This window comes from Pseudomonas sp. QTF5 (assembly GCF_000512695.2).
Classification (GTDB): domain Bacteria; phylum Pseudomonadota; class Gammaproteobacteria; order Pseudomonadales; family Pseudomonadaceae; genus Aquipseudomonas.
This window is the reverse complement of record NZ_AZRW02000005.1, coordinates 1-15,190: the sequence shown is the minus strand read 5'-3', so window position 1 is coordinate 15,190 and position 15,190 is coordinate 1. Positions and strand designations below refer to the sequence as shown.

General features: G+C 59.6%; 12 protein-coding genes and 1 pseudogene. 2 read left to right on the top strand and 11 right to left on the bottom strand.

What is annotated here, in order from left to right:
• Positions 1 to 3 precede the first annotated feature (3 nt).
• The 8 genes from IC37_RS05445 to edd form a co-directional block, all read right to left on the bottom strand.
• Positions 4 to 849, bottom strand: a complete 846-nt coding sequence (locus tag IC37_RS05445) for a carbohydrate ABC transporter permease (RefSeq protein WP_030131859.1) — start codon at positions 847 to 849, stop codon at positions 4 to 6.
• Positions 842 to 1,750, bottom strand: coding sequence for a carbohydrate ABC transporter permease (locus tag IC37_RS05440; RefSeq protein ID WP_007902369.1), 909 nt, complete (start codon positions 1,748 to 1,750; stop codon positions 842 to 844). Before IC37_RS05440 ends, IC37_RS05445 begins: the two co-directional genes overlap by 8 nt.
• Positions 1,751 to 1,908: 158 nt before the next feature.
• Positions 1,909 to 3,216 (bottom strand): ABC transporter substrate-binding protein, encoded by a 1,308-nt coding sequence (locus IC37_RS05435; protein WP_030131858.1) that lies wholly within the window; start codon positions 3,214 to 3,216, stop codon positions 1,909 to 1,911.
• Positions 3,217 to 3,345: 129 nt separating this feature from the next.
• Positions 3,346 to 4,605, bottom strand: coding sequence for an AGE family epimerase/isomerase (locus IC37_RS05430; RefSeq protein ID WP_030131857.1), 1,260 nt, complete (start codon positions 4,603 to 4,605; stop codon positions 3,346 to 3,348).
• A gap of 228 nt (positions 4,606 to 4,833) precedes the next feature.
• The gene (locus tag IC37_RS05425) at positions 4,834 to 6,303 is read right to left on the bottom strand and encodes an ATP-binding protein (RefSeq protein ID WP_030131856.1); all 1,470 of its coding nucleotides are present in this window, start codon (positions 6,301 to 6,303) and stop codon (positions 4,834 to 4,836) included.
• Positions 6,293 to 7,024: a response regulator gene (locus IC37_RS05420; RefSeq protein WP_008006907.1), complete on the bottom strand. Its 732-nt coding sequence runs from the start codon at positions 7,022 to 7,024 to the stop codon at positions 6,293 to 6,295. Before IC37_RS05420 ends, IC37_RS05425 begins: the two co-directional genes overlap by 11 nt.
• Before the next feature lie 179 nt (positions 7,025 to 7,203).
• Positions 7,204 to 8,163: a glucokinase gene (locus IC37_RS05415; protein WP_030131855.1), complete on the bottom strand. Its 960-nt coding sequence runs from the start codon at positions 8,161 to 8,163 to the stop codon at positions 7,204 to 7,206.
• Positions 8,160 to 9,986, bottom strand: a complete 1,827-nt coding sequence (gene edd / locus IC37_RS05410; protein WP_030131854.1) for a phosphogluconate dehydratase — start codon at positions 9,984 to 9,986, stop codon at positions 8,160 to 8,162. The genes IC37_RS05415 and edd overlap by 4 nt, the downstream gene beginning before the upstream one ends.
• A gap of 219 nt (positions 9,987 to 10,205) precedes the next feature.
• On the opposite strand from edd, the gene gap reads away from it, so the two are divergent.
• A complete protein-coding gene (gene gap / locus IC37_RS05405; protein WP_008013978.1) occupies positions 10,206 to 11,207 on the top strand; it encodes a type I glyceraldehyde-3-phosphate dehydrogenase in 1,002 nt (333 codons plus the stop codon).
• A gap of 130 nt (positions 11,208 to 11,337) precedes the next feature.
• Positions 11,338 to 11,802 (top strand): methylglyoxal synthase, encoded by a 465-nt coding sequence (locus tag IC37_RS05400; RefSeq protein WP_030131853.1) that lies wholly within the window; start codon positions 11,338 to 11,340, stop codon positions 11,800 to 11,802.
• A 41-nt stretch (positions 11,803 to 11,843) separates the two neighbouring features.
• On the opposite strand, the gene IC37_RS05395 is transcribed toward IC37_RS05400, so the two are convergent.
• From IC37_RS05395 to IC37_RS29935, 3 genes and pseudogenes are all read right to left on the bottom strand, one after another.
• On the bottom strand, positions 11,844 to 12,665 hold the full coding sequence (locus IC37_RS05395) for a DUF4123 domain-containing protein (RefSeq protein WP_030131852.1): 822 nt from the start codon (positions 12,663 to 12,665) through the stop codon (positions 11,844 to 11,846).
• Positions 12,662 to 14,719 carry a type VI secretion system tip protein TssI/VgrG gene (gene tssI / locus IC37_RS05390; RefSeq protein WP_030131851.1) on the bottom strand — a complete coding sequence of 686 codons (2,058 nt, stop codon included), beginning with the start codon at positions 14,717 to 14,719 and terminating at the stop codon, positions 12,662 to 12,664. The genes IC37_RS05395 and tssI overlap by 4 nt, the downstream gene beginning before the upstream one ends.
• A 29-nt stretch (positions 14,720 to 14,748) precedes the next feature.
• Positions 14,749 to 15,190 (bottom strand): annotated as a pseudogene (locus tag IC37_RS29935) (lipase family protein); the annotation flags it as partial.

Below are 15,190 nucleotides of genomic sequence, written 5' to 3'. Positions count from 1 at the left end.
GTTCTACCCCTTGACCGCGCCGGACGTCAGCCCACGCAGGAAATACTTGCCAGCGAATATGTAGACCAGCAGTGTCGGCAGCCCGGCGATCATCGCGGCGGCCATATCAACGTTGTATTCCTTGGCCCCGGTGCTGGTGTTGACCAGGTTGTTCAGGGCCACGGTAATCGGCTGGGCATCGCCACTGGCGAAGACTACGCCGAACAGGAAGTCATTCCAGATTTGCGTGAACTGCCAGATCAGGCAGACCATCACGATCGGGATCGACATCGGCAGCAGGATCTTCCAGAAAATCGTGAAAAAGCCCGCGCCATCCAGCCGCGCCGCCTTGACCAGCGCATCCGGAATGCTCACGTAGTAGTTGCGAAAGAACAGCGTGGTGAACGCCAGGCCGTAGACCACGTGCACCAGCACCAGGCCCGTGGTGGTGTTGGCCAGGCCGATCTTGCCGAGGGTGAACGAGGCTGGCAGCAGCACCGTCTGGAACGGCAGGAAGCAGCCGAACAACAACAGGCCGAAGAACAGTTGCGAACCACGGAAGCGCCACATCGACAGCACGTAGCCGTTCATGGCACCGATGAAAGTAGAGATCAGTACCGCCGGCACGGTGATTTTCACCGAGTTCCAGAAGTAGCTGCCGACACTGTCCCAGGCCTTGATCCAGCCGATGCCATCAATCACTTGCGGCCAGCTCAACAGGTTGCCGGTGCGGATGTCTTCCGGGGATTTGAAACTGGTCAGCAGCATCACCACCAGCGGGACCAAATAGATCGCCGCGGCCAGTAACAAGGTTGCGTAGATGGCGATGCGACTGAAGCTGATCGCCGGTTTGCCAAGTTGATTACTCATGGCGTTTGCCTCGCAATTCGGAGTACAGGTAAGGCACCAGAATCGCCAGGATCGCGCCGAGCATCATCATGGCGCTCGCCGAACCAATGCCCATCTGGCCACGGCTGAAAGTGAAGGAGTACATGAACATCGCCGGCAGGTCAGACGAGTAGCCCGGGCCACCCGCGGTCATCGCCGCCACCAGGTCGAAGCTCTTGATCGCGATGTGCGCGAGGATCATGAAGGCGCTGAAGAACACCGGGCGCAGGCTCGGCAATACGATCTTCAAATAAATGGTCGGCAGGCTCGCCCCGTCGACTTGCGCCGCGCGGATGATCGATTGATCGACGCCACGCAGGCCGGCCAGGAACATCGCCATCACAAACCCGGAGGCTTGCCATACGGCAGCGATCACCAGGCAATACACCACGCGATCCTGATCCACCAGCCAGTCGAGGCGGAAGCCTTCCCAGCCCCAATCGCGCAGCATCTTGTCCAGACCCAGGCCTGGGTTGAGCAGCCATTTCCACGCGGTACCGGTGACGATCATCGAGAGCGCCATCGGGTACAGGTAAACGGTGCGGATGAAGCCTTCCTTGCGAATGCGCTGATCCAGCAACACCGCGAGGAACACACCCAGCACCAGGCTGATGCCGATGAACATGCCGCCGAACACCGCGAGGTTCTTGCTCGCGACCCACCAGCGATCGTTGTCCATCAGGCGAATGTATTGCTGCAGGCCGACCCACTTGTAGCTCGGCATGAAGCTGGAATTGGTGAAGGACAGAACAAATGTCCAGATGATGTAACCGTAAAAACCAACCAGGACGATCAGCATGCTAGGCGCCAAAACCAGCTTGGGGAGCCAGCGCTGCAATGCGTCGAACGGTGAGGCTTTGCTGAAAACCGCCACAGAGCTCATCGGGATAATCCAGGTGAAGAGAAATGGAATCGGCACGGCGATCCCTTGTGGGAGCGGGCTTGCTCGCGAAAGCGGTGTGTCAGTCGACATCAATGTTGAATGTCAGTCCGTCTTCGCGAGCAAGCCCGCTCCCACATAGGGTCACGCGGTGTCAGGGATTACTGGGCAGCTTTGACGGCCGACGCCAGTTGCGCGCTAGCCTTGGCCGGGTCAGCGTTCTTGTCGTTCATGAAGTTGGTGACCACATCGAAGATCGCTCCCTGCACGGCCAGGGACGTGGCCATGTTGTGCGCCATGCTCGGTTGCAGGCCGCCGGTCTTCTCGTCAGCCAGGAAATCCTTGGCGGACGCTTGAGCGCAAGAGTCAAAACCGAGCTTGTCCATTTCATTCAGCATGTCGGTACGCACCGGGATCGAACCCTTGTTGATGCTGAAGACCTTCTGGAAGTCCGTGCCAAGAGCGACCTTGGCCAGGTCTTGCTGGGCGGCGATGTCGCCTTTGCGATCGGCTTTGAGCTTGAATACAGCCATCGAGTCGATGTTGTAGGTGAAGGCTTTTTCGGTGCCCGGGAACGGCACGCACTGGTAGTCCTTGCCTGCAACTTTCTTCGCGGCGGTCCATTCGCTCTTGGCCCAGTCGCCCATCATCTGCATGCCGGCCTTGCCGTTGATGACGTCGGCTGCAGCGATGTTCCAGTCACGACCAGCGCGGTTCGGGTCCATGTAGCCGGTGATTTTTTTCAGCTCGGTGAAGGCCTTGGCCATCTCCGGCCCGGAGAGGGTTTTCTGGTCCAGGTCGACCAGGGCTTTCTTGTAGCCGTCTGCGCCCATGACCGAGAGCACCACGTCTTCAAACACGGTGCTGTCCTGCCAAGGCTGGCCACCGTGAGCGAGCGCGATGAAGCCGGCGGCCTTCAGCTTGTCGCCGGCGGCATAGAATTCTTCGAGGGTGGTCGGCGCTTTTTCGATCCCGGCTTTCTTGAAGACTTCCGGGTTGATCCACAGCCAGTTGACGCGGTGGATGTTCACCGGCACGGCGACGTAATCGCCTTCGTATTTCACGGTGTCGGAGACTTTCTTGATCAGCAGGCTGTCCCAGTTTTCCGATTTGGAAACTTCTTTCAACGCATCGGTGCTGAGCAGGCCAGTGCTGCCCCACTCCTGGATGTCCGGCCCCTTGATCTGAGCGACGCCCGGCGGGTTACCGGCCACGGCGCGGCTTTTGAGTACGGTCATGGCCGTGGAGCCGCCACCGCCGGCGACTGCGCCGTCTTTCCAGGTGAAGCCATCTTTTTCGACCTGGGCCTTGAGCACATCGACCGCTGCTTTTTCACCACCCGACGTCCACCAGTGAACGACTTCCACCGAACCTTTGGAATCGGCAGCAAGGGCACTGACGGGGAATGCAGCAACGGGAAGCAGCGAAGCGAGAGAAATGACAGTAGCGAGGCGAGAAATCGCATTCATCTAGTAGTACCTTTCTTGTTGTTATGCATGCAAGTCTGGTGCTTGCGCTGCATAGGATTCTAAACAGGGGATGCCCCTTCGCAGGTAACGAAGGGACGCGCGAATGTCACCATATGGTTACACAACTGATTACACAGCAACGCTCTGGGACAACTGCGCCAGCGCAGTGGCCATGCTCGGCGCCAGCGGCAGGCGCGGGATCAAAACGGCTTGCCAGGCGTGATACAGATCGGGTTTGCCGGCCCAGATATCGGCGCTCGGACGGTTCAGCGGATCGAGTTCGTGATGCCAACTGCCATCGCATCGGTCGATGAAATGACTGTCACAAAACTCCCAGAACAGTCGGTACCAGTGCTCGTATTGCTCATCACCGGTGCGTTTGAGCAGCGCACTGGCGGCGGCGCTGGCTTCGGCGTGTGTCCAGTGCAGGCGATGGCGAACCACCGCGCGATTGTCCCAGTCGAGGGTGTAGACAATGCCCGGCGCACCGTCGACGTCCCAGCCGTGCCGGCAATTGTGCTCGAAGAGTTTTTGCGCATCGGTGGCGAGCCAGCCCGGCGTGAGTATCCCGGCCTGCACCCGCGCCGCTTCAAGATGCAGCAACAGCCGCGCCCATTCAAAACCATGGCCCGGCGTAGTGCCGTAGGGGCGAAAGCCGTCGGCCGGGTTGTCGTGGTTGTAGTCACGCAGCGGCTGCCAGTCACGGTCGAAATGCTCGACCACCAGGTAATCGTTGGCCGCGGCGTGATCGTGAATGACGCGCTCGACGATGCGTTGGGCGCGAATCAGCCAGCGGTTGTCCTCGGTGACATCGGCCAGGGCGAGGAAGGCTTCGGTGGCGTGCATGTTGCTGTTGGCGCCGCGATAGGCTTCCTCGCAACTGAAGTCGCGGTTGAAGGATTCGCGCATGGCGCCCTCCTCTTCGCACCAGAAATGCGTGTCGATGATGTGGATCGCATCGTCGAGCAAGGCTTGTGCACCGGGGCGCTGAGCGACCACCGCAGAACTCGCGGCCAACGCCACGAAAGCATGCAGGTAAGCGGCTTTGCCGGTATTGCCGTCACGGTGTTCGGGCGTGGCGAACCAGCCTCCGTGTCCGGCATCGCGCAGTGGCCCACTGAGGGCTTTGATGCCGTGATCCACCAGCTCGGCAAAACCCGGCAGGCCCTGGATATGGGCCATGGCGAAGCTGTGGGTCATGCGCGCGGTGTTCATGGTTTCAGCTTGCGCGTTGGCCGGCAGGCGACCCTTTTCATCGAGATTGCCGAAACCTTCGGCAAGCTTTGAAGCCTTGGCAAATGCCAACAGACGCAGGCCTTCGGCGGCGAGCCATTGCTGATGGGCAGGCGCGTTCAGCCAACTGCTGAAGGCCGGTTGGAAGGTGTCCATGGGAGTACCTTTTTTGTTGTTATGACTGGGGGCAGTCTAAACAACGGCCGGTAGCGGGCAGGTAACGAAGGGGGCGAGCTATGTCACCGAGTTGTGACATTTGCCTTGAGGGATGTATTGAAGGGACTGACGCCTTCGCGAGCAAGCCCGCTCCCACAGTGGTTCTGCGTCGTACACAAGTCCAATGTGAGAGCGGGCTTGCTCGCGAAGAACGATAACGCGGTCTTCCTAATCAACACTGCGCGGCAATTGCAACGTCACCCGCAACCCGCCTTCACGCAGGTTTTGCAGGCTGACTTCACCGCCATGGCTATGGGCAATGTTGCGCGCAATCCCCAGCCCCAAGCCATAACCCTGCTGCTGCCCGGCCAAGCGGAAGTGCGGCTCGAACACTTGCTCCAGCCGCTGCTCCGGCACGCCCGGTCCTTCATCGTCGACATGCAGGACAAACGCGCTTTCGTCGTCATCGATGTGCAGATGTGCGTTCTGCCCATATTTCAAAGCGTTGTCGATCAGGTTGCCGATGCAGCGCTTGAGCGCCAACGGCTTGCCAGGATACGGTGCCAGCGCCCGCCCCTGTTGGGTCACGCGGCCATTGCCGTTAGGTGCCAGATACGGCTCCACCAGACAGTCGAGTACATGGTTGAGGTCCACCGGCTCGATGTTTTCGTGGATGTCGGTGTCTTTCACGCATTGCAACGCGCCTTTGACCAGCAACTCCAGCTCATCCAGATCACGGCCGAACTTGGCTTGCAGCTTTTCGTCTTCGAGCAATTCCACCCGCAGTCGCAACCGGGTAATCGGTGTGCGCAAGTCATGGGAAATCGCGCTGAACAACTGGCTGCGTTCGGTCAGGTATCGGCTGATGCGGTCACGCATCGCATTGAAGGCGCGGCCCACTTCCACCACTTCGCTGCCGCCGCCCTGGGCCACCGGCTCGACGTCGGCGCCCAAAGACATGTCCCGAGCCGCCCGCGCCAATCGCTTGAGTGGCCGGCTCTGCCAGTGCACCAGCAAGCCGATGAACAGCAGCAAGAAACCACTGGTGAGCACGATGAACCAAACCTGTTGCGCCGGCAGGCCTTGTTCTTCAAGACTGGTGTAGGGCTCGGGCAACAGCGAGGCGATGTACAGCCATTCGCCTGGTGCCATCTGGATTTGCGTGACCAGCACCGGCGGGTTCACCGGTTCCAGGGTCAATGCGTAATGTGCCCAGGAACGCGGCAACTCATCGAGCTTCAGGCCGCCGTTGAAAATCCGCAGGTCTTCGGGGCTGACGAAGGTCACCGAGATGTCGATGTCCTGGCCCAGCGACTCACGCAGCACTTCGTCCACCGCTTTGAGCACCGCTTCTTTGCGCGGAGTAATCGGCAGCACCTCCATGCCCAAGGGTTTGTCGTTGAGGGTCACCACGAACCGGGTGCCGCCCATGCTGCGTAACTGATCGAGTACCAACGGCCTGAACGCCACCGGCAACGAGCGGAAATAACTGACGCTGGCCGTCATCGAATGCGCCAGGCTACGAGCACTAGTGACTAACCCTTCGAGCTGCGTGGCGCGCAATTGCGAGACCCAGATCACACTCGACAGCGCCTGGGCGAACAGCACCGCCAGCAGGGTCAGCAGCAACATGCGCCCGAGCAACGAGCGCGGCACCGGCACCCGCCCGGCGAGCTTGCGCAGGAACTCAGTGACCATTGCTGGCAACCACGTTGGCTGCCAATTGGTAGCCACTGCCACGCACGGTGCGGATCAGCCTCGGTGGTTTTTCGGTGTCGCGCAGGCGCTGCCGCAAACGGCTGACTGCCATGTCGACGATGCGATCGAGCGGCATCAAGTCACGGCCACGGGTGGCGTTGCCGATGGTGTCGCGATCGAGGATTTCCTGAGGGTGATCGAGGAACAATTTCAGCAGCGCGAAATCGGCGCCCGAGAGAATCACTTCCTCGCCATCGATGTGGAACAGTCGATGGCTGACCATGTCCAGCCGCCAGTCATCGAAGGCCAGCACTTCGCTGCCGGAACGCTCCTGACCGAACTGCGCGCGGCGCAACAAGGCTTTGATGCGCGCCTGCAATTCACGTGGGCTGAAAGGTTTGCCGAGGTAGTCATCGGCGCCCAGCTCCAGGCCAATGACACGGTCGGCCTCGTCGGAACTGGCGGTGAGCATGATGATCGGCACATGGGCCTGACGCGGGTGCTGGCGGATCCAGCGGCAAAGGCTGAAACCGTCTTCGTCCGGCAGCATCACGTCGAGAATCACCAGATCGCTCGGTGCCTCGTTCAAGGCCTGACGAAAGCCTGCACCATCAGGCGTGGTGCGGACCTGGAAACCGGCGCGGGTCAGGTAGGTGTCCAGCAACTCGCGTATCTCTTGATCGTCATCGACCAACAAAATCGACTTGTTGACTGAGCTCACGGGGCGGCGTCCTTGTTGTTTGTGTTGGGGAGGATTATGCCTTAAGCACCGAATCTACAAACACTGCAGAACTACTGTGGGAGCGGGCTTGCTCGCGAAGGGGCCATCACATTCAACATCAACGTTGACTGACACACCGCTTTCGCGAGCAAGCCCGCTCCCACATTTTTGATTGCATTTCAGGCTGGAATGGATTGCTCCAGCGCCACACCCGCGCCGACCAACCCGGAATACGGCGCCGTCACCAGCCACACCGGAATGCCCTTGAAGTAATCGCTCATGCAACCCTTGTCGGCGAAGCACCGGGCGAAACCGCTTTCAATGAAGAAATCGGCAAACCGTGGAATCACGCCGCCAACAATGTACACACCACCGCGCGCACCGGTGGTCAGCACGTTGTTGCCGGCCACGCGACCGAGCCAGCAACAGAACTGTTCGAGCACTTCCAGGGCAATCGGATCACCCGCCAGCCCGGCCGCCGTAATTGCCTCAGGCGTGTCGAGCACCGGCGTGTGACCGTCCACCGCGCAGATCGCCCGGTAGACCCGCGGCAAACCACTGCCGCTCAACGCCGTTTCAGCGCTGACATGGCCGATCTCGTTGAAGATGTGCTGCCACAGCTGGGTTTCTCGCGGGCTGCTCAGCGGCAGATCGACATGACCACCCTCCCCCGGCAGCGGGGCAAAACGGCCCTCGCCCAGATCCAGCAACGTGCCCACGCCCAGGCCAGTGCCCGGGCCGATCACCACCGCCGGCCGCAACGGTTCCGGCGTGCCTTCGCAGACCACGCGAAATTCGCCCGGCTGCAAGCGGGTCATGCCCAGCGCCATTGCCGAGAAGTCGTTGACCAACAGCAGTTGATCCACCTGCAAGGCCTTGCAGAAACCCTTGCGACTGAGCCGCCAGTGATTGTTGGTGAACTTGAATTCATCGCCACTCACGGGGCCTGCCACCGACAGGCACACCGAGCCGATCGAACCCGGCGCCAGACCGAGCCCGCCCAGGTAGAGGACAATGGCCTCTTCCGGGCTGGCGTGGTCTGCCGTCGCCAGCACCTGGACCGATTCCAGCTGCTGGTTTTTCCACAACGCGAAACGTGCGTTGGTGCCACCGATGTCACCGACCAGAGCCAGTTTCAATTAAGCGTCTCCAGGGCAGAAGTAAAGGCGCTGGCGCCTTGCTCTGCGGAGCTGAAGGCCATGCGCATGAAACCAAACAGTTCGCGACCGCTGCCAATGTTGTTGCCCAACAAACCTTTGGCTGGCTCGCGCGCTGCGAATTCTTCGGCGTCCACCTTAAGCTCCAAGGTGCCTTTGACGCCATCGACGCGGATGATATCGCCCTCTTGCACCCGCGCCAAAGCGCCGCCCACATAAGCTTCCGGACTGACGTGGATCGCCGCCGGGATTTTCCCCGAGGCGCCGGACATACGCCCGTCAGTCACCAACGCAACTTTGAAGCCGCGATCCTGCAGCACGCCGAGGAACGGCGTCATCTTGTGCAGCTCCGGCATGCCGTTGGAGCGCGGCCCCTGGAAGCGCATCACGGCGACAAAATCCTTCTCCAGCAAACCGGCCTTGAACGCATCGGCCAGATCCTGTTGATCCTGGAACACCATCGCCGGTGCTTCGACGACCTGGTTTTCCAAAGCAACGGCGGATACTTTCATCACACCACGGCCGAGGTTGCCTTCCATCACGCGCAAACCACCCTCTGGCGAGAATGCGCGAGCGACCGGACGCAGGATGGTTTCGTCGAGGCTTTCGATCGGGCCTTCGCGCCAGACCAGTTCGCCGTTTTCGAGGAACGGTTCCATGGTGTAGCGGCTCAGGCCGTGACCGAGCACGGTGTTGACGTTTTCGTGCAGCAGCCCGGCTTCCAGCAGTTCGCGGATCAGGAACGACATGCCACCCGCCGCCTGGAAGTGGTTGATGTCGGCTTTACCGTTCGGGTACACGTGGCTCAGGGTTGGCACCACCTCGGAGAGGTCGGCCATGTCCTGCCAGGTCAACTGGATGCCCGCGGCCATGGCGATGGCCGGCATGTGCAGCGTGTGGTTGGTTGAGCCGCCAGTGGCGTGCAGGGCCACGATGGAGTTGACCAGCGAACGCTCGTCGACGATTTCGCCGATCGGCATGAAGTCGCCGTTCTGCTTGGTCAAGCGGGTGACCTGGTGCGCCGCTTCGCGGGTCAGGGCATCGCGCAACGGGGTGTTCGGGTTGACGAACGAGGCGCCCGGCAAGTGCAGGCCCATGACTTCCATCAGCAACTGGTTGGTGTTGGCGGTGCCGTAGAAGGTGCAGGTGCCAGGGCTGTGATAGGACTTCATCTCCGATTCCAGCAGCTCTTCGCGAGTCGCCTTGCCTTCGGCGTAGCGCTGACGCACATCGGCTTTCTGCTTGTTGGAGATGCCCGACACCATCGGCCCGCCCGGCACGAAAATCGTCGGCAGATGACCGAAACGCAACGCGCCCATCATCAGGCCCGGCACGATCTTGTCGCAGATGCCGAGCATCAGCGCGCCGTCGAACATGTTGTGGGACAGCGCCACAGCAGTGGACAACGCGATCACTTCGCGGCTCGGCAGGCTCAGTTCCATGCCCGGCTCGCCTTGGGTCACGCCATCGCACATCGCGGGGGTACCACCGGCGAACTGGCCGACGGAGCCGATTTCGCGCAGGGCTTTTTTGATCTGTTCCGGGAAGACTTCGTACGGCTGATGCGCCGAGAGCATGTCGTTATATGACGAAACTATTGCGATGTTGGCGGAGTTCATCATCCGCAGGCTGTGCTTGTCGTCGCTGCCACACCCGGCCACGCCATGGGCGAAGTTGGCGCATTGCAGCTTGCCGCGCATCGGACCGTCGCTGGCGGCGCTGCGGATCAATGCAAGGTAAGCCTCACGCGTGGTGCGGCTGCGGGCGATAAGCCGTTCGGTGACCTCAAGGACGCGGGGATGCATGTGTAGAACTCCAGGCTAACGGATGTGGCGACCTGATTGTCTATGCTGACCAAGCACCGCTGTGATCGGGGTGACAGACGGTTTTCCTGATCATTCGGACCAGTTGATTCAGGTCACTCGTTGTAGATAAAACAAAATATTGCCACTAAAAAGGCTTGTTTTCTATTTTTTTGCGAATAATCTTGTAATTCCAACAACAAAACGACGGCGGCGCTGTAAATGACTCTTCGAATCGCAATCAATGGTTTTGGCCGTATCGGCCGTAATGTCCTGCGCGCACTGTATACCCAAGGCTATCGTCAGGATCTGCAGATCGTAGCGATCAACGATCTGGGCGACAGCTCGATGAATGCCCATCTGCTCAAGTACGACACCGTTCACGGCACATTCGATGCCGATGTCCAGCACGATCAGGAAAGCCTGACCGTCAACGGCGACCGTATTTCGGTCAGCGCCATTCGCAACCCGGCTGAATTGCCTTGGGCTGCGGAGAAGGTCGACGTCGTGTTCGAATGCACCGGTCTGTTCACCGATCGTGCCAAAGCCGCCGCGCATATTACGGCCGGCGCGCGCAAAGTGATTATCTCGGCCCCGGCCAAAGGCGCCGACGCCACCGTGGTTTATGGGGTTAACCACGACATTCTGCGCCAATCGCACCAGATCATTTCCAACGCCTCGTGCACCACCAACTGCCTGGCCCCGGTGGCTCAGGTGCTGCACCGCGAGCTGGGCATCGAAAGCGGTCTGATGACCACCATCCATGCCTACACCAACGACCAGAACCTGACCGACGTCTATCACACCGACCCGTACCGCGCCCGTTCCGCCACCCAGAACATGATCCCGAGCAAGACCGGCGCCGCTGAGGCGGTGGGCCTGGTGCTGCCGGAACTGGCGGGCAAACTGACCGGCATGGCGGTGCGTGTTCCAGTGATCAACGTATCGCTGGTGGACCTGACCGTGCAGCTCAAGCGTGAAGCCTCGGCCGATGAAGTCAACGCGATGCTCAAACAAGCCAGCCAGCACTCGAAGATTCTGGGTTACAACACCCTGCCGCTGGTTTCCAGCGACTTCAACCACAACCCGTTGTCGTCGATCTTCGACGCCAACCACACCAAATCCAGCGGCAAACTGCTCAAAGTGCTGGCCTGGTATGACAACGAATGGGGTTTCTCCAACCGCATGCTCGATAACTGCCTGGCGCTGTGCAACGCAGAATAAGCCCGCGCTGTAGGACCTGGCTTGCCAGCGAAGGCGTCCTCAAGATCGCTTTCGCCGGCAAGCCGGCTCCTACGGGGCGAAGGCGCCCTCAAGATCGCTATCGCCCCTATCTGTTGCCCTGGAGCAACCCATGATCGGCATCAGCTTTACGCAAAAAACCCTGGCAGCGCGCAAGCGTATCGCCCTGGTTGCCCACGACCACTGCAAAGTATTTTTGCTGGACTGGGCCGAGCGGCAGAAAGACAAACTCGCACAGCATGAACTGGTCGCCACCGGCACGACGGGGTTGTTGTTGCAACAACGCCTCGACCTGCCGGTGGAAAGCATGATCAGCGGTCCGCTGGGCGGCGATCAGCAACTGGGCGCGCAAATCGCCGAGCAGAAAGTAGACATGCTGGTATTCTTCTGGGATCCGTTCGAACCGCAACCCCACGACCCGGACATCAAAGCGCTGCTGCGGGTCGCGGCGGTGTGGAACATTCCAGTAGCCTGCAACGAGTGCAGTGCCGATTACCTGCTCAGCAGCCCGTTGATGGATCAGGCTCACGAACACCGCATCCCGGATTACGCGACCTATCTGTCCGGACGGTACTAGCACAGGCTTGCGGTCTACCGACAGGTTTTGATCTCGGAGAGTCACTCGCCGCGCAGGCGCTCAAAATGAGCCTGCGCGTCCTCTTCAGGCCTCGGATCCCAGTTTTTGATACCGGGCGTGTGCATCTCCCGCAAACGCTCGACAACCAAAAAATGCAGCTGCTCCGGCGTCTGCCATCCCCACCGCTGTGCCAGGTCGAGTTGTTCTATCAGCCAGGCTCTCGGCGACGGGTCTTCCGGCAATCGGGCAAGGTCCTCACTGTGCTCGGCCAACAGGTACTGCCCCACATTAGCCAACAGGATCGCCCGCGCCTGGTTGACCGGCGCCGGGATATCCAGCCATTGCGCAGAGTCGGGGACCGGGTATTCGGCCGACGCCGGATTTTCTACTGTCGTCCAGTGCTCGCCCTGCCAGTAACAGGCACTGATGACCGGACCCAGATATTCGGGGTACGCCGACTCGGGAAGATGAGCCAGTGCTCGCGCCAACACCCGATTATCGTGGAAACGGTACAGCGCCTGTTGCGATCGCTTCCCGATTAACAGACGTTCGCGCCAATGTTTCACCAGCATTCCGATTGAGTGATTTTCGATGCTCGCCAGCCACCCCCAATCCAGGGACTGCCCTTCGAACAACTCATTGAGCGATGACGGATTCAGACTATCGATTGAAAAAATAAACGGGCCGCCCACGGCCAGCGCGGCGACGGCGGTTTCCCTGTAGACGCTGCGATAGTGTTCAGGTGTCAGCTGGTGCAACAAGCTCTGATGAATCCGCGGCGCCGCCTTCGAGTCAAGTATCAAACACAGACCGCGGCCAAGTTGTGATTGCTGCGCCATCCACTGAACAGGCAGGTTGCTCATGCGCAGACTCCTTCGGTTGAACAAACTCCCTCTCGACAGGCCTCGCAGATCGGGCAGAAGTCTGCGGATTGCTCGCCAGCCAGAGCCATCAGCGCCCGTTGGACAAAAGCGATGACCGGCGCTCGTTCGATCGGGGCCGTCAATGCCTGAGTTGCACCCGGTATCAACGGTGCCGCCAGCGTACCCAGCGCAGGGCTGCCCCCCACCTCGATTGCACAACTGCTGTAAATGCCACTCGAACTGATCACAAGATGCTGATCGCCAGCACGCAAGGTCATGTTATCGCCTGCGTCGAGCACCAGTTTCACCCCCCCTTTGAAATGAATTTCCTGACCCGCCTCTGCGACCAGCACCTCACCCACATAGGTATGGCTGCTTTGCGCGATGTGCAGATGATCATTGGCCATTAGCCGGGTTTTGCGGTCGCCTGTGGTGGTGCGATGTTCTTCGGTCTCGAACACACTGGTGCTGGTGCCCCTGACAGTTTCCCGGCGCTCGCGACCGACTTCCAGCCGACTGTCGTTTTCAATTTTTTGCTCCATGTCGCGCTGCGCCCGAAGGTAGATCAACTCTTGCCCGACGCGATCTTCGATATGCAATTCATTGAACCCTGTGCTCTTGCTCGAACTGCGACTACGAAAGACGCTTCGGGTCTTGTTCTGCGGCAGTTCATAAGGCACCGGGTTGGTACGGTGAGGCAGACAACCGGAAATCACAGGGCTATCAGGATCGCCATCCATAAAGGTGACCAATACTTCCATGCCGACACGGGGAATGCTGACCACTCCGTAGCCGTCGCCAGCCAAAACGGTCGAGACTCTCAGCCAGCAACTGCTTTTATCGGTTTGCGGGTCGGTACGGTCCCAGTAAAAACAGACTTTGACCCGACCGTATTCATCACAGTGGATCTCCTCTTCTGCCGGCCCGGTGACTTTGGCGGTTTGACTGCCAGAAATGGTCGGTTTGGGGTATTTTTTCGGCGGTCGATACGAAGCCTCCCAAGGCGTCGCGGTGAAGGTGTTTCGATACCCCTGAAAGTCCTCGGCATGGATCTGACTGGGCATCGCCTCTTCTAGCACTTGTAATTGCTGGCCTTCATGCGTCACGCCGGTCAGTAGCCAAAGATCATTCCATTGCGCACGATGATGATCAGTCATGACGAGAAAGTGACCGCTGTGCAGGTTACCGAGGTCGCTGGAGCCTTCCGCCAAGCAGTAGTCGCTGCGATGTTGCTCCAACTGGCGCGTGGCCAGCCGCTTGCCCTCATCACCGTTTTTGAAACGTCCCGGCGCCCGGTAATCCTCCAGGGGCGGAGCGACCGGGCTTTTGTGCTTTTCTTCGAGACGCCGGTTCGGCTTTTCGAAGTCATAGTCCCGAATCGCCACTTGACTGGGACGAGTGGCGAAACGCACGCCGAAAGTGTCAATCACCGGGTGATCGGCAACCTGACCATTTTTTTGTCGAAAGACTGACGGGGCTAACCGGCGAAAATAGGTCTGATCATCGCCAAACACTAATAGGTGCCCTTGTGGGCTGTGCTGAAAATGGTAGTGAATACCCGACTCTTCACAGAGTCGCTGAATAAACCCCAGATCGGTTTCATTGAACTGAACACAGTACTCGCGCGGCGGATAGACGCTTGGGCCCAATTGAAAAGAGAACGCATCACCGAGAATGCCGTGCTTGTTCAAAACTTCGGTAATGATCTGCTCGACGCTGCGTTGCTGAAAAATTCGCTGGTCGCTGCAGAGGGCCAGATACGCCAGTTGAGGCACTAATGTCAGTTCATAACGCGTCAGTCGTTTACCTGACTCTCGCTGCGCAACGTTATAAATCAGCCCGTGCAAGCCCTCGCCGGGAGGGCCAAAGCCGAGGAATGCAGGTTTGTGCAGCGGCGTCTCGAGGTCAAGATTCGACCGCTCACTGACCAGCTCCAGCGTCACCTCATAGGGCTGGCTGATCGATTCACTGGCTTTGAAGGCCAGGACCTGAAAGTCATGCTGCAACCCGCTGATATCGAGATAGAAGTGCGGTTCGGAGATTGAGTCATGCATCGGAGAGTCCTTTAAAAGGTTGGCCACACTCAGCTGATCGAATCGATATCCAGCGGCTCGCGGGCCAGCAAAAATCCATCATCCAATTGCCTTGGAATCATTGCGTACTGCTCCAGACGGCGATTTTCAGCGTGTTTGCTCCAGCGTTCCACGCTACCGGGGAACTCCGGTAACCGGGCAGCACTGCCGTACACATCCGCCAGGGTAAGGCGGCGATAGCGCACGGTTTGCAAACGTTTATGGGTTTCTTCCAGCCGACCTCGCTCTCCGTACAGGGCACTCATCGCGGCCTTTTCCTTCGTCGTCGCACCATCCGGCCCCTCGTTATGGCGCACCTGGCGGGCATACTCGTAAAGCTTCTCCCTGAGCGTTGCCAAGGCGTGTTCGACGACGCGGTACTCACGTTCAGTGACCACGGTTGCGCCGGTTTCCTGGGCTTGTTGCCAGCGGCGCAAGGTCGCCCAGGCAAAA